Raw genomic sequence first — 21,374 nt, 5'->3', positions numbered from 1 at the left:
CTGGCGGGCGTGCTGCCACTGGTATCGCTTGCCCGATGGCGCACATTTCTCCATGGGACATTATGACAATTCAAAGACCCTCCCCAAATCAGGCGGCCACGAACCAGCCAGCGACGGGCAAGCTGGACCGCATCCAGCAGAACTGGCTGGCGGCCAGCGAACGACGCCTGCTCAACTGGCTGTGCGCCCGCATGCCGGCCTGGGTCACGCCCGATGTGCTGACCAGCACCGGCATGGTCGGCGCGCTGATGATCTTTGTGGGCTATGTCGCCAGCAATATCGGGCCGGCCTGGCTGCTGCTGTCGATCATGGGCTATGTGGTGCAGTGGTTCGGGGACTCGATGGACGGCAGTCTGGCGCGCTTCCGCCATGTCGAGCGGCCATCCTATGGCTATTTCATCGATCATAGCTGCGATGGGCTGGCCACTCTGCTGATTTTGGCAGGCATCGGCCTCAGCCCGTTCGTGACGATGGACGTCGCGCTGATCACGCTGGCGGGCTATCTGCTGCTGTCGATCCACGCCTATCTGTCGGCGCGGGTCATCGGCGAGTTCAAGCTGTCTTATCTGTCAGCGGGGCCGACCGAATTGCGGCTGGTGCTGATCGCGCTGACGGTGATGATGATGGTGCTGGGTACGGGGCCGGGGTTGTTCGGCCTATGGTCAGGCTTCGACATTTTTGTGGGCGGCGTGGGCGCGATCCTGATCGTGCTGTTCGTGTTGCAGACGCTGGTGACGGGGCAGCGGCTGGCGCGGAAGGATAGCGGGCGGTCCTGACTAACGCCCCCCCGTTCGTCCTGAGTAGCTATTGAGTGAAGTCGAAATGGCGTATCGAAGGACAGGCGCTTCGATGCGGGTCTTCGACAAGCTCAGCCCCTACTCAGCACGAACGGATATTTTCAAGGACGCTATGCCCAAATAAAAAGGGGCGCCCCGCGGTTGCGGGCGCCCCTTTTTTCTGTCCTGTCCCCTTCCCTTTGCAGGGAAGGGGAGGCCGGATCAGTTCTTGTCCTTGTCCACCAGCGCGTTGGCGCTGATCCAGGGCATCATGGCGCGCAGCTTGGAACCGGTCTCCTCGATCGGGTGACGCTGAGCGGCGATGCGGCTGGCCTTCAGCTCCGGCTGGCCGGCGCGGTTGTCGAGCACGAAGTCCTTGACGAAGCGGCCCGACTGGATGTCGGCCAGAACGCGCTTCATTTCCTTCTTGGTTTCTTCGGTGATGATGCGCGGGCCGGTCTTGATATCGCCATATTCGGCGGTGTTCGAGATCGAGTAGCGCATGTTGGCGATGCCGCCTTCATACATCAGGTCGACGATCAGCTTCAGTTCGTGGAGGCATTCGAAATAGGCCATTTCCGGCGCGTAGCCGGCTTCGACCAGGGTTTCGAAACCGGCCTGCACCAGCGCGGTGGCGCCGCCGCACAGAACGGCCTGCTCACCGAACAGGTCGGTTTCGCATTCTTCACGGAAGTTGGTTTCGATAATGCCGCTGCGGCCGCCGCCAACGCCCGAAGCATAGGACAGGGCGATGTCGTGGGCGTTGCCGGTGGCGTCCTGATGGATCGCGATCAGGCAGGGCACGCCGCCGCCGCGCTGATATTCGCCGCGCACGGTGTGACCGGGGCCCTTGGGCGCGATCATGATGACGTCCACGTCCTTGCGCGGTTCGATCAGGCCGAAATGGACGTTCAGGCCATGGGCGAAGGCGAGCGCGGCGCCGGGGCGCAGATTTTCGTGCACGTCGGAAGCGTAGATGGCAGCCTGATGCTCATCGGGTGCCAGGATCATGAACACGTCGGCCCAGGCGGCGGCTTCGGCGTTGGGCAGAACCTTGAAGCCAGCGCCTTCGGCCTTCTTGGCGGAGGGCGAACCGGCGCGCAGGGCGATGCACACTTCGGCGACGCCGGAATCACGCAGGTTCTGCGCATGGGCATGACCCTGCGAGCCATAGCCCAATATGGCGACCTTCTTGCCCTTGATCAGGCCGATGTCCGCGTCGCGATCGTAATAAACCTTCATTGTCTGTCTTCCCTTTTCATATCCTGACCCTCTCCCTTGAGGGAGAGGATACGAAGACTTGGGCCGACAGGCCCTCGTCGAAGTTGGTGAGGGGGAACCACCGGGCGTTGGCGCTTGCGTCGCCCTCACCCTCCCACCGCTGCGCGGCGGGCCCCTCCCTCTCCCGGTGGGAGAGGGGTCAAATCCTCAGTTCGCTTCCTTGCCCCGGATCAGGCCGACGACGCCGGTGCGGCCGACTTCGACCAGGCCGATCTGACGCATCAGGCCGACGAAATTGTCGACCTTTTCCGTCGTGCCGGTGATTTCGAAGATGAAGCTTTCGATCGTGGTGTCGACCACCTTGGCACGGAACACGTCGGCCAGACGCAGCGCCTCGATCCGGTCTTCACCCACGCCCGCAACCTTGACCAGCGCCAGTTCGCGCTCGACGAAGGGGCCGTTTTCGGTGAGGTCCGTCACCTTGTGCACGGGCACCAGCCGGTCGAGCTGGGCGATGATCTGGTCGATCACCTTGGGCGGGCCGTTGGTGACGATGGTGATGCGGCTGACGCCATGATCGGCCGTGATGTCCGCCACGGTCAGGCTGTCGATATTATAGCCGCGCGCGGTGAACAGGCCCGCGATGCGCGCCAATATGCCCGCTTCGTTGGAAACGGTCAGCGACAGGACGTGTCGCTGGCTCAATTCTTCCTGGATATGCATCAGATTGCCCCATTATCCTGGTCTTCGTGTCCCTCATCCGAAGGACGCTGCGAAATCATTGCGGCGAAGGCATATTGCCAGCCATCATCCTGTCGGTGGGCGAGGCGGACCGGAAAGCCCGCCACGGCATCGAACATGCGGGTCAGATGTTCGCCCACATAACGGGGGCCGACCAGCATGGTGCCGATATGCCGATCGTTAAAGTCGAACCCCTCGTCCAGATGCACTTCCCATTCCTCATTGTCCGGGTCGGCATGATCGGTGGTCCAGCCGGTAAGTTCGGCCGTGCCCGCGATCCTTTCGAAATCCCAGGGCTCCGTCACATGGATGCGGAGCATCAGATGCTGCGTCACACCAGCGCCTTCGCCTCGTCGGTCATGCTGCCCTTTACCTGGCTGGGATCGAGCAGCATTTCGGTGTGCGCCGCGCCCGACGGGATCATCGGGAAGCAGTTGGACAGCTTCGCCACGCGGCAGTCCACGATCACCGGGCCGTCGGTTTCCAGCATCTGGCGGATGCCAGCCTCCAGTTCCTGCGGCCCTTCGATGCGGATGCCGGTCCAGCCATAAGCTTCGCCCAGCTTCACGAAGTCGGGCAGGCTGTCCGAATAGCTGTTGGAGTAACGGCTTTCATAGGTCAGTTCCTGCCACTGGCGGACCATGCCCATATATTCATTGTTCAGGATGAAGATCTTGACCGGCAGGCGATATTGGCTGGCGGTGCCCAGTTCCTGAATGTTCATCTGGATCGAGGCGTCGCCCGCGATGCAGATGGTGATGCTGTCGGGATTGCCCATCTGCGCGCCGATGGCGGCCGGAAAGCCATAGCCCATCGTGCCAAGGCCGCCGGAGGTCAGCCATTTGTTGGGCGCATCGAAACCGAAATGCTGGGCCGCCCACATCTGATGCTGGCCGACTTCGGTGGTGATGATGACATCCTTGCCGGTCGCCTTGGTCGCGGCATAGAGGTCCGCGATCGCGCGCTGGGGCATGATCTCCGTGCCACCTTCGGCATAGTCGAGCGACTTTTTCGCGCGCCAGCCGGCGATGCGCGCCCACCATTCGGTCAGGTCGACCTTTTGATGGTTACGCTGTTTCCACAGGGCGATCATGTCGTCCAGCGCGCTGGCGATGTCGGCGACCACGGGAACGTCGACATCGACGATCTTGTTGATCGAGCTGCGGTCGATGTCGATATGGATCTTCTTGCTGTTAGGCGCGAAGGCATCGAGGCGACCGGTGACGCGATCGTCGAAACGGGCGCCGATGCACAGGATCAGGTCCGCCTGATTCATCGCCCAATTGGCTTCATAGGTGCCATGCATGCCCAGCATGCCGACCCACTGGTCGGACGATGCCGGGAAAGCGCCCAGACCCATCAGGGTCGAGGTGACGGGCGCGCCGGTCAGCGCGGCCAGTTCACGCAACAGTGCCGACGCCTGCGGGCCGGAGTTGATGACGCCGCCGCCAGTGTAGAGGATCGGGCGTTCGGCCGCGGCCAGCATCTCGACCGCCGCGTCGATCGCCGACGCATCGGCCTTCGTCTGCGGGTGATAGCTGGCGTGAACCTTCAGTTCCGGCTTCGCATAGGGCGCGGTTGCGATCTGGACATTTTTGGGAATGTCGACGACGACCGGGCCGGGGCGGCCGGTGGTGGCGATATGGAAAGCCTCATGCACGACCTCGGCCAGCTTGCCGGGCGTCTTCACCAGATAATTATGCTTGGTGCAGTGGCGCGTGATGCCGACCGTGTCCGCTTCCTGGAAGGCGTCGGTGCCGATCAGTTGGGTGGGAACCTGACCGGTGATGACGACCATGGGGATCGAATCGAGCAGCGCGTCGGTGATGCCGGTGACGGCATTGGTCGCGCCGGGGCCGGACGTGACCAGAACGACGCCGGGCTTGCCGGTCGAACGGGCATAGCCCTCCGCCATGTGGGTCGCGCCCTGTTCGTGGCGGACTAGCACATGCTTGATCGTGGGATGGTTATAGAGGGCGTCATAAATGGGTAGCACCGCGCCACCCGGATAACCGAACACGACTTCGACGCCCAGATCGACCAGGCATTGAACCAAAATGTCCGCGCCGCTCTTTTCGGCCACGATATGCTCCTTCGTTGATGCAAGTCCGCTGATGTGGGGGCGTGCTTTGCGCCCAACCGCTATCATTGGCAAGGCGACTGCCTCTAGTGGACAGAAAATGACCGGTCAACCCCTAGTGTTGTAATTTAATTACCAATTCAGAGATAATTTTATCATCTATTTCGCGATCTTCGCGCGGCCAGCCCGGTGGGGGCTGGTTGGTGAACCAGGTATATTGCCTTTTGGCATATTGGCGGGTGGCGAGACTCCCTTTCGCGATGCAACTGTCCATGTCGCTGTCACCTTTCAGATAGGCCGCGATTTCGGGCACGCCGATCGCCCGCATCACCGGCAGGTCGGGATTGAGATGGCGGGGGAGGAGGGCGGCGACTTCCTCAATCGCGCCGCCTTCCATCATCTGGACGAAGCGCCGGTCGCACCGCTCGATCAGCCAGTCGCGCGGCGGGCGCAGGATCATCGGGGCAAGGCTGATCTGACCGCCGATGCCGCCTTTCTTATGGGCCTGCCATGCCTTGAGTGGTTTGCCGGTCGAGCGAACTACCTCCAGCGCGCGGGCGACGCGGGTGGTGTCGGCCGGGGCGAGGCGGGCGGCGGCTTCCGGGTCTTCGCGGGACAGGGCTTCATGCGCTTCCGACACGGGCATGGCGCGCACGGTTGCGCGGATATTGGCGTCGATTTCCGGCACCGGGGCGATGCCGTCCAGCAGGGTGCGGATATAGAGGCCGGTACCGCCGACCAGAACGGGCAGCTTTCCCGACGCATGGGCGGCGGCGATTTCCGCTTTTGCCTCTGCCGCCCAGCGGGGGGCGGTGCAGGCTTCCGCGCCGTCGATATGGCCGAACAGGCGGTGGGGGACGTCGCCCATTTCCTCCGCCGAAGGGCGGGCGGACAGGATCGCCAAGTCGGCATAGACCTGGCTGGCGTCGGCATTGATGACGATGCCGTCGGTGGCTTTGGCGAGGGCAATGGCCAGCGCGCTCTTGCCGCTGGCGGTCGGCCCGGCAATAAGCGCGACCCGTGGGCGGGATTCGCCTGTTTCTGGTTCGGAGTTTGACATGTTCGTCGCGACCTTAGTGGCAAGTGGCTCGATCGGGCAGGGGGATATTGTGCAGGGAGTCGATCGGCTGCGCGATGCCGGATGCCAGCCGGGCGATGTCCTATGGCTGGACGAGGGCAAGGCGGCGGATATTTTCTTCGCGGTCGATCCTGTCGCTGCCCGCGCGGCGCTGACTGGCATCGGTGACAAGGTGGACGTGATCGTCCAGTCGGTCGCGGGGCGCGAGAAGAAGCTGCTGATCGCGGACATGGATTCGACCATGATCACCGTCGAGTGCATCGATGAACTGGCCGACTATGCCGGGATCAAGCCGCAGATCGCCGAGATTACCGAGCGGGCGATGCGCGGGGAACTGGATTTCGAGGGTGCGCTGCATGGGCGTGTGGCTTTGCTGAAGGGCTTGCCCGACAGCGCGATCGACCAGTGCCGGCAGGAGCGGGTTGTCATCATGGGCGGGGCCAAGGCGCTGGTGCAAACGATGAAGGCGCGGGGCGCGACGACATTGCTGGTGTCGGGTGGCTTCACCCGCTTCACCGGGCCGGTGGCCGAAGAAATCGGCTTCGACGCCAATGTCGCCAATGTGCTGGAGATTGCCGACGGCGCGCTGCTGGGTACCGTCACCACGCCGATCGTGGATGCGGCGCGCAAGCGGACCGAACTGGAAGCGGCGATCGCGGGCGGCATCGACCGGGCGCTGACCATGGCGGTGGGCGATGGCGCCAATGATATTCCGATGATCCAGGGCGCGGGGCTGGGCGTCGCCTATCATGCCAAGCCCAAGACCCGTGAGGCCGCCGCCGCCGAGATCGTGCATGGCGATCTGTCGGTGCTGCTCTATGCGCAGGGTATTCCATCGGCGCAGTGGGTGAGCGAATAACGGGCTGGCGCTGATCGGCAACGCTTCATCGTCATTTCGATCGGGTAATGGATTTTATTGCGCCCCTGAACGTTAGCGTCGAGCCGCAAGGGTCGCGGTGAAAGGTCTAACGGCGCAGGGCGGCTTCGGCTGCCCCAGCGTACAGGGAGTATTTATGCACTTCAAATATCTGGCTTTGGCCGCTGGCGGGCTATTGGCGCTGAGCGCCTGCTCCAAGAATGAAGCCCCGGTCACGACCGCGCCGCCGGTCGGCCCCGGCGCCATCGCCGGCACCGTCGCCGCCGACCGGGATGGCGATGGCTATGTCGACGGCTATTATACCGCCGATGGCATTTATCATGCGGTTCAGGGTCCGCCCTGCCCGCCGCCTCCGCCGCCGGCCGCGCCGCGCCGGGGAGAACGCGGCTGATCCACACAGCATTTCGGGCGCGGTACTATCGCCGCGCCCTTTCGCTTCTGCCCTGCCTGCTGATCGCTTCGGCGCTACCTTCCCCTGTGCTGGCGCAGCCCGCTGCCATGCAGGCCGCGAAATCCAGTGTGGCCGGGGAAATCCGGTCGCAGGTGGGGGGCAAATATAAGGATTTCTATGCCCCGCGCGGCTATTGGCCGCTGTGGGTTGATAAGGACCGGATCGGTCCGCAGGCCGATGCGCTGCTGGCGATCATCGAGGATAGCGATGCTGATGGGCTGAACCCGCGCAGCTATAATGCGCGCGACTTGCGGCAGATGATCGAGGCGGCGGATGCCAGCGGCGATCCCAAGCTGCTGGCACGGGCCGATCTGGCGCTGTCGCGCAGTTTCGCCACGCTGGTTTCGGACATGCGCCGCCCTGCGAAGGGCCTGAAGATGCGCTTCCTCGACAAGGAGGTGGAGCCGGGGGATGCCAGTCCGTCCGAGATATTGCGGGCGGCGGCGATCACGCCATCGCTGACGGACTATATCCAGACGGCAGGGTGGATGAGCCCGCTCTATATGCGGCTGCGCAGCGCGCGGGCGACCTATTTCAGGACATGGGGCGATCTGCCCGCCGTGCCGGTGCCCGAAGGCGTGAAGATGCGGCCGGGTGGCAAGAGCGATGCCATCGGCGCGCTGCGCCACCGGTTGGGGCTGTCGGCCGGGGCGAGCTATGACAAGGCGCTGGTCGCCAAGGTGAAGGCATTCCAGACCGACCATGGGCTGAAGCCCGATGGCGTGGCGGGCGCGATGACGATCGCGGCGATCAATGAAGGGCCACGGCGCTATGACCGGCTGCTGTCGCTCAATCTGGAGCGGGCGCGGTTGCTGCCCGGTCCGTGGACCCGGCATGTGGTGGTGGATGCGGCGTCGGCGCGGCTCTTCTACTATAGCAAGGGTGCGATGGACGGCACGATGAAGGTCGTGGCCGGGACGAAGGAGACGCAGACGCCGCTGATGGCGGGCATGATCCGCTATGCGACGCTGAACCCCTATTGGAATATTCCGCCCGATCTGGTCGAGAATAAGGTGGCGCCGAAAATCCTGAACGGCGGGACGCTGAAGGGGCTGCGCTATGAGGCGCTGGCCGACTGGAGCGCGAACCCCGCGCCGCTGGCGCAAAGCGCGGTCGACTGGAATGCGGTCGCGGCGGGCCGGCAGGAGGTGCGGGTGCGCCAGTTGCCGGGCGGCAATAATGCGATGGGGAAGGTGAAGTTCATGTTCCCCAACGATCTTGGCATCTATCTGCACGATACGCCGCAGCGGGATCTGTTCGCCAAGGCGGACCGGCATTTCAGCAATGGCTGCGTACGGCTGGAGGACGCGCAGCGGCTGGGGCGCTGGTTCTTTGGCGAAGCGATCGGCGCGGACGGGGACAAGCCTGAGCAGCACAGGCCCTTGCCGCAGCCGGTGCCAGTATATCTGACCTATCTGACCGCGGTCCCGACCGCGCAGGGGGTGCAGTTTTTGCCGGATGTTTATGGGCGGGATGGGGAGTGAATGGCCCAATTCCTCATACGTCATGCTAAACAAGTTCAGGGTGACGTTGCTTGTTCTTCGGGAGCTCAGTGGACCCCCGCCAGCATCCACAGGGCCATCGCCACCATCATCAGATTTTCGGTGAGGGACACGAAGCCCAGCGGGACATTGCTGTTGCCGCCGACGCAGGCGCATTTGAGGTCGCGTTTTTCCAGATAGACCGCTTTGAACACCGACACCGCGCCGATGCCGCCGATGAACAGCGCGACCGGGATCGACAGCCAGTCGAGCGCTCGCGTTAGCATCAGCAGGCCCGCGCCCAGTTCCAGAAAGGGATAGGCCTGACCATAAGGCGGCAGGCGGCGGGCGAGCAGGTCGTAATTGAGGAACATCGTCGCGAACCGGTCGACATCCTGCAATTTCAGCATGGCGAGCAGCATCATGGCGATCGCGACGAAGCGCTCCAGCGTGACGAAGCTGATGAGCGGCAGGAAGGTCAGCCAGTTGACCGCCAGCGCCAGCAGCGCCGCCACCGCGAACACCGCCAGCACCGGGACATAGCTGGTTGCCTTCGGGTCTTTCACCTTCAGGCCCAGATAGCGGCGCAGATCGTCATGGCCGCCGATCCGCTGGTCATTGATGAAGATTTGCGGCGTGGTCTTCACATCATGCTGCGCCTTGAAAGCGTCGGTTTCCGCGCGGGTGGTGAGCCAGTGATCGTCGATGCTATAGCCGCGGCGCTTGAGCAGCCAGCGGGCCTTGACCCCATAAGGACAAATGTGGCCGGGCATTACCATGCGGTAGAGGCTGGCGCTTTTATGGGCGGGGCTGGTCATCGCTTGTCCTTGGTCATCGGTCGGATGACGACTATATAGGGTCCGTACCATGGTACGGAGTCAAGGCATGAGCATGACGATTTCCGCGCTGGCCCGCACGGCTGGCGTGAATGTGGAGACGGTGCGCTATTATCAGCGGCGCGGATTGCTGGACATGCCGGAGCGCGGCGAGGGGATACGCCGCTATGCCGATGGGGATGTGCGGCGGCTGGGCTTCATCCGATCGGCGCAGGGTGCTGGCTTCACGCTGGAGCAGATTGGCGAGCTGTTGCAACTGGACGCCGGGCAGGACCGGGCGCGGGCGCGCGAACTGGCAGCGGAGCGGATCGCGGCGCTGGACCTGAAGATCGCGGAATTGCAGGCGGCGCGCGGGGCGCTGGAACGGCTGGCGCGGCAATGTCATGCGCGCGAGGAAGGGCCATGCCCGATCATCGCGGCGTTCGAGAGATAGGATTTGCGGCGCTTAACTTCGCATATTTCCCGTGGATTTCGACATTTTGTTGCGCAGGGGCGATCCTATCGGAAAGTCGAGGTATCGGACGGTGGAAAGAGCCGGGCGGGATTTTAGCGGGGGGATGGGGGTGTAGGATAGGGCGGAGGATGACCTGCGACCCATCAGAAATCAGGTTCGACATGGCCTTGCGCAGCAATATAGTGTTGCCGCCTTAGGGAGGATGGGATGCGCAGGATTATAGGAAAATCTGTCGTTCTGGCTGTTCTTCTTTCTGCTGCGACAGCCAGCGCCAATCCCCCACCTGGGGTCATGGCCTTTGTGCGAGACAAGAAATTGACGCGCTATCGCATAGCGCTGCCAGACCTTAATCGGGATGGTCATCCAGAGGCTTTGGTCTATGCCGTCGCAAGTGCGGATGGTGGCGGGCAGGCGAATTTCTGCGGCAGTGGAGGCTGCCTTTTGTACGTGCTCTCCCTGACTGCGAACGGCTATCGCAAGGTGACGGCTATCACGATCACCCGTCCGCCCATTCGCGTGCTGCCGTCCATGTCGCATGGCTGGCAGGATATTTCCGTGCGGGTTGCCGGCGGGGGGATTAATCCCGGATATGAGGCGCGCCTGCGTTTCAACGGCCGTAGCTATCCGTCCAATCCGAGCATGCCGCCGGCAACGCGGAAAGGCGAGTCGGGCGGTGAGGAGGTTATCAGTGTTGGGCAGGGAGATTGGTGACAATCGGGCAGGAGGCTATCGTTGCTCCGGCCCACCCCGCTGCGACTAACGCACTTCGCGCGTAAGTCTCGCTACCCCTCCCGTTTACGGGAGGGGATTGGTACTTTACCGCTTCTTCTTGGTCGCCTTCTTTTTTGTTGCGGGCTTGGCTGTGGGGCAGGGCCATGCTTTTCGGGTGGCGGCGAAAACCTGGGAGGAGGCGGATTTGGCGCGGTCCCTGGGGTTCTTGCTCATATAGGTGACGGTAGTGCCGCGTAGCTGGCTGATGGTCACGTCGCCGGGGATGCAGCTTTTGAGGCCGACGGCTTCACGCGTCGTGTTGAACGCATCCACCGCGCCGCTGATATAGCCCAGGCACTCATAGGATTTTTCGAAAAATTCCTTGTCGTCCTTCTCCGTGGTGCAGACGGCGTAGAGATCATTGCCGCTGTAGAAGCCGGCATGGGCCGCGGCGGGGAGGAGCAGGGCGGCGGCGAGTGACGCTGCGCGCAGGATGGGGCGGGAGGGCATTTTTGAAGTCTCCATCTTTGTGCGGCCTGCTGCGGCGGGGCTTGGCTCGCCTTCGCGTGAGACCCCAGCGTTCGCTGGGGTGACGGGTGAGTTAAGGGCGCTTATTCCATGCCTGCGACCAACCCGTCGATCGCGCCCTGCAATATGTAGCTGGCGGCGAGTTTGTCGACCAGTTCGTCGCGGCGGGCGCGGCTGGCGTCCGCTTCCAGCAGGGTGCGGGTGACAGCCTGGGTCGACCAGCGTTCGTCCCAGAGCAGCACGGGGCATCCCAGATCGGCGACATTATGGGCGAAGGCGCGGCTCGACTGGCTGCGCGGGCTGTTGGTGCCGTCGAGGTTCAAGGGCAGGCCGATGACGATGCCTTTCACCTGCTGCTGCTCGATGAAGGCGGCGAGGCCGATCTTGTCCTTGCTGAACTTGCCGCGGGTGACGGTGTAGGCAGGGCTGGCGATCGTCCAGTGGGCGTCGCACAGGGCGAGGCCGATCGTCTTGGTGCCGACATCCATGCCGATCAGGCGACCGCCCTGCGGCAAAGCTTCCCGAAAGGCGACGCGATCCGTTGTTACCAATTTCATGGTGTCGCCCTGCCACGTCCCGGCGGGGAAGTCACTTCCCAGCTTCACTTCCTCCTGAAGGCGGCCAGTCGTTTCTGCGCGTCTTCCCGCACATTGCCCCAGAAGAGGCTGTAGTCGTAGACATGGTAGTTGTTGCCCGGCAGCGTGTAGGGGCCCATGTCGACCGGTTCCCCGATCATCAACACGCCGCTGGTGTCACAGCGGGCCGGGACGACGCCGGTGACGAGCTTGGGCGGCTGGCCCTGTTCGCGCGCATCGAGCGTGCCCTTGTTGGCGCTGGCCGCAGCCTTGCCATTGAAGGCGCCGGTGATCGGGTTGGTGCAGAGCATATGCGTGCCCTTGCGCGGCTGGCCGGTATAGCCGGTCTTGCGGCCGAAGCTTTCGATGACGGCAGACGGGTCGGCCGGTTCGGCATAGCTTTGCCAGCTGACGATGCAGTGGGCCTGATCCTGCCCTGCGCAGGCGGGGAGGCCGAGGGCAGGCAGGTCCGCCTCCACCGATACCGGCCAGCCCACGACATAGGCGGCGACGACGCGGTCGGCGACGGGCTTGCCCGCGACCTGTTCGCGCAGCAATTGCAGCAGGTGGCGCGAGCCCTGACTATGGCCGGCGAGGATCAGCGGACCGGTGGGATTGGCTTTCAGGAAGGCGGCAAAGGCCTGCGCCACGTCGCGATAGGCGGCGTCCAGCGCCTGATCCCCGGCGGGCTTGTCGGTCAGGAAGGCGCCATAATTGGCCTGGCGATAGCGCGGCGCCCAGACGGTGCCGGCAGCGTTGAAGGCGCTGGCCTGTCCCATGACGAAGCGGCGGGCGGTGGCGTCCGCATCCTTGTCATCCAGTCGGGCGTTCCAGTGGGAATCGCCGAAGGTGGTGATGTAGCTGGTCGGGTGGATGAAGAAGATGGCAGCCTTGCCGGGCGTTTTTGTTGCGGGGACGCCGGCGGGGGTCCAGAGTGCGACATTATCCTTTTCGATGTCGGGCCGGGCGATCCACATCTTCGCGTCGATATAGGCATCGGCGGGGAGTGGCTGAAGCTGGGTAAAGGGTTCGCGCGGCACCATCACCATGCGGATGAGCTGCATGCCCCAGACGCGATAGACCAGCAGTGCGGCGATCACCAGCACGACAAGGGTCGCGATGACATAGAGGAATTTGCGTGCCACCCACACTCTCCGAGATTGTCGCCCCTGTCTGGCCGATGGAACGCAAGCGCGCAAGGGGAAGCGGGCAGGGCGCGAAACCCGCTTGAAGCGGGCAGGTGCGGGTGCTAGCGGCTTGGCCCATGTCGATAGACCTTCAGACCGTGAAAAAGATCGCCAGCCTTTCGCGCATTTCGGTGACGGATGCAGAAGCGGAGGCCATGGTGCCCGAACTCAACAACATCCTTGGCTGGGTGGAGCAACTGGGCGAGGTGGACGTGACCGGCGTAGAGCCGATGACGGCCGTCATCCCCAACCATCAACGCCTGCGCGACGACGTCATCAATGATGGCGATGTCCGCGACAAGGTGCTGGCCAATGCGCCGCAGGCCGAACATGGCTTCTTCGCGGTGCCCAAGGTGATCGAATAATGACCAATCTGACTGATCTGACGGTCGCGGAAATCCGCGACGGCTTTCGTGCGGGCGATTTTTCGGCGCGTGAAGTGGCGGAAGGCTTCAACGCCAATGTTGCTGCCGCCAAGGCGCTGAATGCCTTCATCGTGGAAACGCCGGAAAAGGCGCTGGAAGCGGCTGACGCGGCCGACAAGGCGAAGGCGGACGGCGAAACGCTGGGTGCGCTGGCTGGTGTGCCGATCGGCATGAAGGATCTCTTCTGTACGCAGGGCGTGCAGACGACCGCGGCAAGCCACATGCTGGAAGGCTTCGTGCCGACCTATGAATCGACCGTGTCGGGCAAGCTGTGGGCGGCTGGCGCGGGGATGCTGGGCAAGCTGAACCTAGACCAGTTCGCCATGGGATCATCCAACGAGACGAGCTATTATGGCAATGTGATCTCGCCCTGGCGGCGGAATGACGGCGGTAATGCTGCCTTGGCGCCGGGTGGGTCTTCGGGTGGTTCGTCCTCGGCGATTTCCGCGCGGCTGTGCCCGGCGGCGACCGGCACCGATACGGGCGGGTCGATCCGCCAGCCGGCCGCCTTCACCGGCATCAGCGGCATCAAGCCGACCTATGGCCGCTGCTCGCGCTGGGGCATCGTGGCGTTCGCTTCGTCGCTGGATCAGGCCGGGCCGATGGCGCGCACGGTGCGCGACAATGCGATCCTGCTGGAGGTGATGTCAGGCTTCGATCCCAAGGATTCGACCAGCCTCGATCTGGCGGTTCCCCAGTGGGAAGCCAGTTTGTCGAGCGATCTCAAGGGCAAGAAGGTCGGTATTCCCAAGGAATATCGCCCCGATGGCCTGAACGCAGAAATCTCTGCCATGTGGGATCGCGGCATTGCCTGGCTGAAGGATGCTGGCGCCGAGGTGGTCGATGTGTCGCTGCCGCATACGAAGTACGCGCTGCCGACCTACTATATCATCGCCCCGGCTGAGGCGTCTTCGAACCTCGCCCGCTATGACGGCGTGCGCTATGGCCAGCGCGACCTGCCCGATGGGGCGGGTTTGCAGGACATGTATGCCGCGACCCGCGCTGCCGGTTTCGGGCCGGAAGTGAAGCGCCGCATCATGATCGGCACCTATGTGCTGTCGGCGGGCTTCTATGATGCTTATTATACGCAGGCGCAGAAGGTCCGGGCGCTGATCGCGCGCGATTTCGAGCAGGCTTTCGAGACGTGCGACCTGCTGCTGACGCCGACCGCGCCGAGCGCTTCCTTCGCGCTGGGCGAGAAGCAGGCCGATCCGCTGGCCATGTATCTGAACGACGTCTTCACCGTGCCGGCCTCGCTGGCGGGGCTGCCAGCGATGGCGGTGCCGGGCGGGCTGGATTCGGCAGGTCTGCCGATCGGTTTGCAGATCATCGGCAAGGCGCTGGACGAGCAGACCGTGCTGAACGCGGCCCTCGCGATCGAGGAGCGTTCGGGCTTCACGGCACGGCCGGACAAGTGGTGGTGAACTGGATCGGCGAGATCCTTTTCCAATTCCTTGGAGAAGGCCTCGTCGAAGGTTTCAAGCGGCTGAAATTCGGACGGACCTGTGTCGCAGTTCAAACGCCCGCTCGGCGGAAAGTTCTGAAACGGCGTGCGCGTAATCGTGTGAACCGACGGAACGGTAGCTGACCATATTGCATTCGACCGGCGAAGTGTTACCTGTGGTAACACTGGAGTTTCCATGATGAACATGCACAGCAGGATCGACGAAGAGACGGTGGTCAACATGACCAGCAAGGGGCAAGTGCTCATGCCCAAGGCTATCCGCGATCGTATCGGTCTGGTGCCGGGTCAACCCGTGCGGATCGGGATCAACGATCGCGGTGAGGCTGTTGTTTTGCCCGCCGCCCCGGCCGTCGAGGAAACGGCGGAGGAACGGCGTGCCAGAATCAAGGCGGCGATCCTTTCTGTCGCAGGTTCCATCGATACGGGTTTCGCTACGACGGATGAGTATATGGACTATATCCGTCCGCACAGATTGGAGCCCGAATGACATTTGTTGATACGAACATCGTTATCGACATCTTGTCGGGTGATGATGTGTGGGGTGATTGGTCAATCGACAGGTTGAGCGACGCACGGCGTGATGGCCCCGTCCTGTTCAACGCCATCATTCTGGCCGAGCTGAGCCGCAATTATGCTTCTCTCGCAGATTTGCACGGTGCATTGTCTTTTCTGGGACTGGTATCAGAGCCGATCGACGACCGGACCGCCTTTATTGCGGGGCAGCGTTTTGCCACCTATCGGGGCATGCGCGACAGGGACAAGGCCTATCGCGTCCTGCCTGACTTTTTCATCGGTGCGCATGCGATCGTTTGTAACATGGCCTTGCTGACTCGCGACCCAGTTCACTACCGGCGTTATTTTCCAGAGCTTATCCTCATCACTCCCGAAACGGACCGAACATGACTGAATCAACCTATCGCATCCAGGGCGCAACCGGCGAGTGGGAGGTCGTGATCGGCCTGGAGGTCCATGCGCAGGTGACGTCGAACGCCAAGCTGTTTTCGGGCGCGGCGACCGCTTTCGGTGCGGAGCCGAATACGCAGGTCAGCCTTGTCGACGCGGCGATGCCCGGCATGCTGCCCGTGCCCAACCGCGAGTGCATCCGTCAGGCGGTGCGCACCGGCATGGCGATCGACGCGCAGATCAACAAATGGTCGCGGTTCGACCGCAAGAATTATTTCTATGCGGATCTGCCGCAGGGCTATCAGATCAGCCAGCTTTATCACCCGATCGTGGGTGAGGGGCAGATCGAGATCGTGCTGGACGAGAAGAACCCCGACGCCAGCAAGAAGGTGATCGGTGTCGAACGCATCCATGTCGAGCAGGATGCCGGCAAGCTGATGCACGACCAGCATCCGACCAGTAGCTATGTCGACCTGAATCGCTCCGGCGTGGCGCTCATGGAAATCGTGTCGAAGCCGGACATGCGTTCTCCTGCCGAAGCAGGGGCTTATCTGTCGAAGCTGCGAACCATTCTGCGCTATGTCGGGTCGTGCGACGGCAATATGGATCAGGGCTCGATGCGCGCCGACGTGAACGTCTCCGTACGTCGTCCGGGCGAGGAATTCGGCACGCGCACCGAGACGAAGAATGTCAATTCGGTCCGCTTCGTCATGGCCGTGGTCGAGCATGAGGCGAACCGCCAGGTCGACGTGCTGGAAGCCGGCGGCAAGATCGTGCAGGAAACGCGCCTTTACGACCCGGATCGCAACGAGACGCGATCGATGCGGTCGAAGGAAGATGCGCATGACTATCGCTACTTCCCCGATCCCGACCTGCTGCCGCTGGAACTGGACGACGCCTTTCTGGAGGCATGCCGCCAGTCTTTGCCGGAACTGCCGGATGCGAAGCGCGCGCGCTATGAAGGCGACCTCGGCCTGTCCGCCTATAATGCCGCGACTTTGACCGCCGACGCCGACACGGCGCGCTGGTTCGAAGCGCTGCTGGCCGAAGGCGCGCGTATCCAGAAGAAGAGCGAAGGTGAAGTCGCCAAGGCTTCGGCCAACTGGCTGCTCTCGGAACTTTATGGCGCGCTTAACCGCATTGGTAAGTCGCTTGAGGAAAGCCCTGTAAGTCCTGAAGAAGGCGCGGAATTGCTGGCGCTGGTGGCCGACGGCACGATCAGCGGCACGATCGCCAAGCAGGTGTTCGAGATCATGCTGGAAACGGGCGACAAGCCGGGCAATATCGTCGAGGAAAAGGGCCTGAAGCAGACGTCCGACACCGGCGCGATCGAAGCGGCGGTGGCCAAGGTGCTGGCCGACAATGGCGACAAGGTCGAACAATATCGCGGCGGCAAGGAAGCCTTGTTCGGCTTCTTCGTCGGCCAGACGATGAAGGCGATGCAGGGCAAGGCCAATCCGCAGGTCGTCAACGAACTGGTGAAGAAGGCACTGGCGGGCTGATCGATAGAGGCACTGCTGCCGTTACGGCTTGAGTGATAATAGCGGATATGGTTCCATAGCCTTTGTAAAGAGGGGGCTATGGAACCATATTTCGCGGTTACGATGGAAACGGCGAAGGAATTGCTTCGCCGCTGCATTTCATTGTTGGTGACGCCAGCCCTGAAAGCCTTTGCCGTTGCAATGGTCGTGGCAGGAGCGTCTTTTCCTGCGTTGGCAGCATTGCCTGCCGTCACAGCTTCGGTCGGCTTTCCGCTATCTTCTGTTGTTGGTCCGGTTCGTGCCGGATTATTGTGCATGCCCAACGGCAAATTGCGCGGCAGCGATTTCCTGCGATCACAGGATGATCTTGGGCTGCTGGTACAGCGGGCTTTGTCCAAGCGGGAAGCAGACGCAACTATCCGGCCTGCTGACAAGATAGATGTTCGTTTCCAAAAGCTGCGTGTCAAAATGTGCGCGCGGTCCTGGGGCGTGCTTGGGGTGGGAGACCGCAAGGCGCTGTCTGGCAGCGCCGAATTCACATTTGGCTGGTCCACGGCGTCGGGCATGGAACCGAGAATGTCCACTGTGACCGTCGATTTGGAAAAGGCGGATGCGATGCCAGCGGACGACATCATGGTGGAAGCGCTGAACCGCCTGCTGGATCAGATCGACCAGCTTTCCCCCTGAAACGAGAGAAGGGGCGCCGCCGGGGGGACCAGCGACGCCCCTCTTTTATGCCCGGCGCCCTTGGGGAGGGTTTTGTGCCGGAGCGGAACAGACGGACCGGGAGGGTCTGTGGGGTGTGGCCCGCCTGTTCAACCCTTAGACGTCACAGGACGAAGTTAACCGTCGCCCGAACGGACAATGCGACATTATTTTGTTGTTGCTCCGCGCCGACCTCGCCGCCGATGCGGAAAGTGTCGGTGCCGCCATAGAGACGCGCGCGGCCGGTCCAGCCATTGGTACGGTCTTCGGCGACCAGCGTGAACTGTTCCCCGTCCTTGAAATTGGCCGTGGTGTTGCCGAGCGATCCGCCGACGATCTGGCGACGGCCGCCCTCCAGTTCCAGACGGAGCCAGCCATCCTCTTTGTTCAGGCTGCCAAATTCATAGCCTGCCGTCAGCGTGCCAGTGGCTGCCGTTTCGTCGCTGGTGCGGCCGAGCACGGTGAGGTTGAAGGCATCGCCGCCGCCGGTTTCGCTATAGCCATCTTCCTTCAGGCGGTAATAGTCGACGCTGAGCGCGGGGCGCAGGCTGAACCGGTCGAACTGCATCTGATAGGATGCGCCGGCGGTGGCCGAAACCAGCGTGCCGTTCCACTTGCCATAGGCGGTGCGGGTGACGTCGCCGTTTTCATAATAGCGCGATCCGGCGAAATTGACCCGTGCCGCCGAGACGCGGGCATAGGTCTGCAACGCGCCCCACTGGCCACGCCAGTGCGCCGCCAGTTCATATTGATCCGACGCGACATTGTTGTTGGCGCCGCTGGTATTGTTGGCGTGGACATAGGAGAGCGAACCGCCGAACGCGCCATAATCGGTCAGATATTCCGCGCCGCCGCCAGCGCCCCAGCCGTCAATGTCATAGTCGGCCGTCGTGCCCACATCCTTGGAGCTGTTGAACGCGACCTGTTGCAGCCAGAAGCCGAGCCTGCCATCCTTCGTGCGGTAGATGCCGTTGGGATCGGACAGAATGCGGGCCATGGCGCGCGATCCCTGGGTTGCTGCTTCGAACGTGCCGCCGGCATGATCGGGCAGCATCTGTTGCAGATTGCCCTTAAGCGTGGCGCCGTTGGTGATGCCCAGAAAGGCGTTGGCGATGTCGCTGTCATTATCCAGCGCGTTGAAGATCGCCGAATAGGCTCGTGCCTGCGAACCGACCAGGCCGAGTTCGGACACGGTCTTTGCCGCGACCGTCAGGGTGACGGTGCCCGCGGTGGTGTCGCTGGCCAGGCTGCCCTTGAACATATAGGGGAGCAGCGTTTCGTCATCGAGCGCGAGCGAACCGCTGAGCGATCCGGCGGTGACGATGACATAGTCGCCTTCCGATCCGCTGACCTGGGTCAGGTTGACCTTGACCTGCGATCCGGTGGCGAAGCTGGCGGCGCCGGCCACGTCATAGACGGTGTTGGTGCCGGCTTCCCCATCGATAGTGACGCCGAGCGTCGAGGTCGCGCTGGCGGAGAGCGAGGCGAGCGACACGGTGCCGGTGTTGGTGGCGTTGAGCGTGCCGCCGTTCAGCACGACGCTGGTGCCGCTGCTGTTGCTGATGGCGCCGGAGATGGACGAGGTGCCGTTCAGCGTCAGCGAATCGGTGCCGCCGCCGAAATCGACATCGCCCACGATGCTGGCGGTGTCACCCAGCGTCAGGCTGTCATTGCCCGAACCGAAGGTGACATTGCCGGTGATGCTGGACGAACCCGACAGGGTCAGGCTGTTATTGCCATTGCCCAGATCGATGTCGCCGGTGATCGTGCCGGCCGATACCTTGACGATATCGCTGCCCGAACCGAGCAGGATATCGCCGGCGATCGACGGATCGCTGGCATCTTCGTCCTCCAGAGCCTGCGTCAGGGTGACGCCGCTGGTGTTGGCGCTGAGGTCGATCGCGATGTTGCTGACGCCGCCCGATGCGCTGATCGCGCCGGTGTTGGTGAGCGAGGTCACGGTGCCGGAAGCGTCGCGAATGCCGACGGCCGTGCCATCTTCATCGCTGCCTGCGATCGCGACGATACGGCCGCTGACCGTGATCGCATTCACCGATGCGCCAGCGTCGATCTGGATGCCGGTGGCGGTGGTGCCTTCGAGCGTGGCGCCGCTGGCGCCGATGCTGCCGCTGACGTCGATCGTGCCGGTGGTGGCGCCCGATCCGATGCGCAGTGCGGTGGCATTGCTGTCATAGGAGACGGCCGAGACGGTGCCGGCGATCGAAATGCCGTTGGCGATGGACACGTCACCGCCCAGCCCGCCGACGACCAGCGCATTGGCGTCGACGCCGTCATAGATGCCGTAGCCATAGATGGAGCCATTGACGACGAGGCCATAGCCCGACGTTTCGGTCGCGACCGATCCGATGGTCGTGTCGATATCGGCAGAGCCGATCTGCACGGCCGCGGCCGAGCCATAGGTCACGACGACGGCGCTGCCTTCGCTGGCGTCGGTCAAGCCGTCATTGTCGACATCGTCATCATCATCGTCGAGGGTGGGGGGGGTGTCGAAGATTACGCCGCCGCTGACATTGCCGGCGATGACGACGGCAGAGCCGCTCTGAAGCAGATCGTCCGCGTCCAGATCGGACGTGTCGGTCGGCCGGGTGGTGGTGCGATAGCCGGTGCTGGTGATGGTGCCCTGAATTTTCACCGCGCCATCCACGTCGCCGAGCAGCGCCACGCCGACGCTGTTTTCGCCCTTGGCGGCGATCGATCCCTGAAGGGTGACGTCGCCGGTGATATCGTTGGCCACGATACCATAGCTGTTGTCGCCCAGGACCGAGATGGTGCCGCTGGTGGTAAGGTTGCCGGTCAGGGGACCGTTCAGGCGAATGCCTGCGGACTCATTGCCTTCGATACTGATGGTGCCACTAAGGTCGATATCACCCACATGGGCGGCGCCGGACTGAACGAGGATGCCGTTCTTGCCCGATCCTTCGGCGAAGGGGCCGTCGACGTCATCGTCGTCATCCTCATCTTCGCCGGTATAGTCTTCGGTCAGGGTGATGGTGCCAGCGACGCTGATGTCGCCAGTCGTGCCGGCCGCCGCCAGGATGCCGGTCACATTATCGGCATCATTGATGGTGATGGTGCCGGCGTTGGACACGGTGTTGTTGCTGTCGATGGTGACGGCGGTGCCGCTGGTCAGGGTGATCGATCCGCCCGACGCGATGGTCAGGTTATCCGCCGCGCCGCTGGCCACGGTGGAGGTCTTCAGGGCTGTCGTCGTCGCACTGCTGATCGTGGTTTCTGCCGCCGCGTCGGCCACGGTAAGGGCCGCCAGAACGGGGGCGATGGCCGTGCAGGCCAATAGATGTCGCATGATGTCTCCTCTGCGTGCCGCGCTCGATATTCTGGGGGCGCGTCCGCATGGGACGGTGCCGAAGCGTGGCTTCC

The 21,374-nt window shown here is 63.1% G+C and carries 22 protein-coding genes; 12 read left to right on the top strand and 10 right to left on the bottom strand.

The annotated features are described in order from the left end of the window. Positions 1–62 precede the first annotated feature (62 nt). Positions 63–776: a CDP-alcohol phosphatidyltransferase family protein gene (locus BMY84_RS17285; RefSeq protein ID WP_093085025.1), complete on the top strand. Its 714-nt coding sequence runs from the start codon at positions 63–65 to the stop codon at positions 774–776. Positions 777–998: 222 nt separating this feature from the next. On the opposite strand, the gene ilvC is transcribed toward BMY84_RS17285, so the two are convergent. The 5 genes from ilvC to miaA form a co-directional block, all read right to left on the bottom strand. Further along, positions 999–2,018 (bottom strand): ketol-acid reductoisomerase, encoded by a 1,020-nt coding sequence (ilvC, locus tag BMY84_RS17280; RefSeq protein WP_093085023.1) that lies wholly within the window; start codon positions 2,016–2,018, stop codon positions 999–1,001. A 186-nt stretch (positions 2,019–2,204) separates the two neighbouring features. Beyond that, entirely contained in the window at positions 2,205–2,720 is a 516-nt protein-coding gene (gene ilvN, locus BMY84_RS17275) for an acetolactate synthase small subunit (RefSeq protein WP_093085022.1), read from the bottom strand. Next, positions 2,720–3,073: a hypothetical protein gene (locus BMY84_RS17270; protein WP_093085020.1), complete on the bottom strand. Its 354-nt coding sequence runs from the start codon at positions 3,071–3,073 to the stop codon at positions 2,720–2,722. Before BMY84_RS17270 ends, ilvN begins: the two co-directional genes overlap by 1 nt. Then, positions 3,070–4,821, bottom strand: a complete 1,752-nt coding sequence (locus BMY84_RS17265; RefSeq protein ID WP_093085019.1) for an acetolactate synthase 3 large subunit — start codon at positions 4,819–4,821, stop codon at positions 3,070–3,072. Before BMY84_RS17265 ends, BMY84_RS17270 begins: the two co-directional genes overlap by 4 nt. A gap of 112 nt (positions 4,822–4,933) precedes the next feature. Continuing rightward, on the bottom strand, positions 4,934–5,878 hold the full coding sequence (miaA, locus tag BMY84_RS17260) for a tRNA (adenosine(37)-N6)-dimethylallyltransferase MiaA (RefSeq protein WP_093085017.1): 945 nt from the start codon (positions 5,876–5,878) through the stop codon (positions 4,934–4,936). Between miaA and serB the strand changes: the two genes are divergently transcribed. The 3 genes from serB (at position 5,877) to BMY84_RS17245 (ending at position 8,708) form a co-directional block, all read left to right on the top strand. Further along, positions 5,877–6,755 carry a phosphoserine phosphatase SerB gene (gene serB / locus BMY84_RS17255; protein ID WP_093085016.1) on the top strand — a complete coding sequence of 293 codons (879 nt, stop codon included), beginning with the start codon at positions 5,877–5,879 and terminating at the stop codon, positions 6,753–6,755. The two genes, miaA and serB, sit on opposite strands and share 2 nt — an antisense overlap. Before the next feature lie 154 nt (positions 6,756–6,909). Next, on the top strand, positions 6,910–7,164 hold the full coding sequence (locus BMY84_RS17250; RefSeq protein WP_093085014.1) for a hypothetical protein: 255 nt from the start codon (positions 6,910–6,912) through the stop codon (positions 7,162–7,164). A 107-nt stretch (positions 7,165–7,271) separates the two neighbouring features. After that, the gene (locus BMY84_RS17245; RefSeq protein WP_093085013.1) at positions 7,272–8,708 is read left to right on the top strand and encodes a L,D-transpeptidase family protein; all 1,437 of its coding nucleotides are present in this window, start codon (positions 7,272–7,274) and stop codon (positions 8,706–8,708) included. Between the two features lie 65 nt (positions 8,709–8,773). Here BMY84_RS17245 and BMY84_RS17240 read toward each other — a convergent pair whose 3' ends face one another. Continuing rightward, positions 8,774–9,523 (bottom strand): MauE/DoxX family redox-associated membrane protein, encoded by a 750-nt coding sequence (locus tag BMY84_RS17240; RefSeq protein ID WP_093085011.1) that lies wholly within the window; start codon positions 9,521–9,523, stop codon positions 8,774–8,776. A gap of 67 nt (positions 9,524–9,590) precedes the next feature. Here BMY84_RS17240 and BMY84_RS17235 point away from each other — a divergent pair, with 67 nt between their 5' ends. Both BMY84_RS17235 and BMY84_RS17230 read left to right on the top strand, forming a co-directional pair. Then, on the top strand, positions 9,591–9,974 hold the full coding sequence (locus BMY84_RS17235) for a MerR family transcriptional regulator (protein WP_093085010.1): 384 nt from the start codon (positions 9,591–9,593) through the stop codon (positions 9,972–9,974). A 228-nt stretch (positions 9,975–10,202) separates the two neighbouring features. Next, entirely contained in the window at positions 10,203–10,706 is a 504-nt protein-coding gene (locus BMY84_RS17230; RefSeq protein ID WP_143075056.1) for a hypothetical protein, read from the top strand. A 105-nt stretch (positions 10,707–10,811) separates the two neighbouring features. Here the strand turns inward: BMY84_RS17230 and BMY84_RS17225 are convergent, their stop codons facing one another. The 3 genes from BMY84_RS17225 to BMY84_RS17215 form a co-directional block, all read right to left on the bottom strand. Beyond that, a complete protein-coding gene (locus BMY84_RS17225; protein ID WP_093085007.1) occupies positions 10,812–11,216 on the bottom strand; it encodes a Rap1a/Tai family immunity protein in 405 nt (134 codons plus the stop codon). Between the two features lie 101 nt (positions 11,217–11,317). Continuing rightward, on the bottom strand, positions 11,318–11,791 hold the full coding sequence (gene ruvX, locus BMY84_RS17220; protein ID WP_093085207.1) for a Holliday junction resolvase RuvX: 474 nt from the start codon (positions 11,789–11,791) through the stop codon (positions 11,318–11,320). Between the two features lie 44 nt (positions 11,792–11,835). After that, positions 11,836–12,954 carry a DUF3089 domain-containing protein gene (locus tag BMY84_RS17215; RefSeq protein WP_093085005.1) on the bottom strand — a complete coding sequence of 373 codons (1,119 nt, stop codon included), beginning with the start codon at positions 12,952–12,954 and terminating at the stop codon, positions 11,836–11,838. 119 nt (positions 12,955–13,073) lie between these two features. Between BMY84_RS17215 and gatC the strand changes: the two genes are divergently transcribed. The 6 genes from gatC to BMY84_RS17185 all read left to right on the top strand — a co-directional run bounded on the left by gatC (position 13,074) and on the right by BMY84_RS17185 (position 17,957). Next, the gene (gene gatC / locus BMY84_RS17210) at positions 13,074–13,361 is read left to right on the top strand and encodes an Asp-tRNA(Asn)/Glu-tRNA(Gln) amidotransferase subunit GatC (RefSeq protein WP_093085004.1); all 288 of its coding nucleotides are present in this window, start codon (positions 13,074–13,076) and stop codon (positions 13,359–13,361) included. Further along, positions 13,361–14,845 (top strand): Asp-tRNA(Asn)/Glu-tRNA(Gln) amidotransferase subunit GatA, encoded by a 1,485-nt coding sequence (gene gatA, locus BMY84_RS17205; RefSeq protein WP_093085002.1) that lies wholly within the window; start codon positions 13,361–13,363, stop codon positions 14,843–14,845. The genes gatC and gatA overlap by 1 nt, the downstream gene beginning before the upstream one ends. A gap of 216 nt (positions 14,846–15,061) precedes the next feature. Beyond that, the gene (locus tag BMY84_RS17200; protein ID WP_256213330.1) at positions 15,062–15,373 is read left to right on the top strand and encodes an AbrB/MazE/SpoVT family DNA-binding domain-containing protein; all 312 of its coding nucleotides are present in this window, start codon (positions 15,062–15,064) and stop codon (positions 15,371–15,373) included. Further along, the gene (locus BMY84_RS17195; protein ID WP_093085001.1) at positions 15,370–15,789 is read left to right on the top strand and encodes a type II toxin-antitoxin system VapC family toxin; all 420 of its coding nucleotides are present in this window, start codon (positions 15,370–15,372) and stop codon (positions 15,787–15,789) included. Before BMY84_RS17200 ends, BMY84_RS17195 begins: the two co-directional genes overlap by 4 nt. Next, positions 15,786–17,291 carry an Asp-tRNA(Asn)/Glu-tRNA(Gln) amidotransferase subunit GatB gene (gene gatB / locus BMY84_RS17190; protein WP_093084999.1) on the top strand — a complete coding sequence of 502 codons (1,506 nt, stop codon included), beginning with the start codon at positions 15,786–15,788 and terminating at the stop codon, positions 17,289–17,291. Before BMY84_RS17195 ends, gatB begins: the two co-directional genes overlap by 4 nt. 102 nt (positions 17,292–17,393) lie before the next feature. Next, complete coding sequence (locus BMY84_RS17185) at positions 17,394–17,957, top strand: hypothetical protein (protein ID WP_143075055.1); 564 nt, start codon at positions 17,394–17,396, stop codon at positions 17,955–17,957. A gap of 142 nt (positions 17,958–18,099) precedes the next feature. On the opposite strand, the gene BMY84_RS17180 is transcribed toward BMY84_RS17185, so the two are convergent. Further along, complete coding sequence (locus BMY84_RS17180; protein WP_093084996.1) at positions 18,100–21,300, bottom strand: autotransporter outer membrane beta-barrel domain-containing protein; 3,201 nt, start codon at positions 21,298–21,300, stop codon at positions 18,100–18,102. Positions 21,301–21,374 lie beyond the last annotated feature (74 nt).

This window comes from Sphingobium sp. AP50 (assembly GCF_900109095.1).
GTDB lineage: Bacteria > Pseudomonadota > Alphaproteobacteria > Sphingomonadales > Sphingomonadaceae > Sphingobium.
Note: the sequence above shows the minus strand (reverse complement) of the source record. Positions and strands in the feature narration are given on the sequence as shown.

Excerpts from the sequence above, each read along its gene's own strand:
- BMY84_RS17250 (WP_093085014.1), top strand. The coding sequence starts at position 6,910 with ATGCACTTCAAATATCTGGCTTTGGCCGCTGGCGGGCTATTGGCGCTG.
- miaA (WP_093085017.1), bottom strand. The coding sequence starts at position 5,878 with ATGTCAAACTCCGAACCAGAAACAGGCGAATCCCGCCCACGGGTCGCG.
- ruvX (WP_093085207.1), bottom strand. The coding sequence starts at position 11,791 with ATGAAATTGGTAACAACGGATCGCGTCGCCTTTCGGGAAGCTTTGCCG.
- BMY84_RS17235 (WP_093085010.1), top strand. The coding sequence starts at position 9,591 with ATGAGCATGACGATTTCCGCGCTGGCCCGCACGGCTGGCGTGAATGTG.
- BMY84_RS17285 (WP_093085025.1), top strand. The coding sequence starts at position 63 with ATGACAATTCAAAGACCCTCCCCAAATCAGGCGGCCACGAACCAGCCA.
- ilvN (WP_093085022.1), bottom strand. The coding sequence starts at position 2,720 with ATGCATATCCAGGAAGAATTGAGCCAGCGACACGTCCTGTCGCTGACC.
- BMY84_RS17195 (WP_093085001.1), top strand. The coding sequence starts at position 15,370 with ATGACATTTGTTGATACGAACATCGTTATCGACATCTTGTCGGGTGAT.
- BMY84_RS17245 (WP_093085013.1), top strand. The coding sequence starts at position 7,272 with ATGCAGGCCGCGAAATCCAGTGTGGCCGGGGAAATCCGGTCGCAGGTG.
- BMY84_RS17185 (WP_143075055.1), top strand. The coding sequence starts at position 17,394 with ATGGAAACGGCGAAGGAATTGCTTCGCCGCTGCATTTCATTGTTGGTG.
- serB (WP_093085016.1), top strand. The coding sequence starts at position 5,877 with ATGTTCGTCGCGACCTTAGTGGCAAGTGGCTCGATCGGGCAGGGGGAT.
- gatC (WP_093085004.1), top strand. The coding sequence starts at position 13,074 with ATGTCGATAGACCTTCAGACCGTGAAAAAGATCGCCAGCCTTTCGCGC.
- gatA (WP_093085002.1), top strand. The coding sequence starts at position 13,361 with ATGACCAATCTGACTGATCTGACGGTCGCGGAAATCCGCGACGGCTTT.
- gatB (WP_093084999.1), top strand. The coding sequence starts at position 15,786 with ATGACTGAATCAACCTATCGCATCCAGGGCGCAACCGGCGAGTGGGAG.
- BMY84_RS17180 (WP_093084996.1), bottom strand. The coding sequence starts at position 21,300 with ATGCGACATCTATTGGCCTGCACGGCCATCGCCCCCGTTCTGGCGGCC.
- BMY84_RS17200 (WP_256213330.1), top strand. The coding sequence starts at position 15,062 with ATGATGAACATGCACAGCAGGATCGACGAAGAGACGGTGGTCAACATG.
- BMY84_RS17225 (WP_093085007.1), bottom strand. The coding sequence starts at position 11,216 with ATGCCCTCCCGCCCCATCCTGCGCGCAGCGTCACTCGCCGCCGCCCTG.
- BMY84_RS17240 (WP_093085011.1), bottom strand. The coding sequence starts at position 9,523 with ATGACCAGCCCCGCCCATAAAAGCGCCAGCCTCTACCGCATGGTAATG.
- ilvC (WP_093085023.1), bottom strand. The coding sequence starts at position 2,018 with ATGAAGGTTTATTACGATCGCGACGCGGACATCGGCCTGATCAAGGGC.
- BMY84_RS17230 (WP_143075056.1), top strand. The coding sequence starts at position 10,203 with ATGCGCAGGATTATAGGAAAATCTGTCGTTCTGGCTGTTCTTCTTTCT.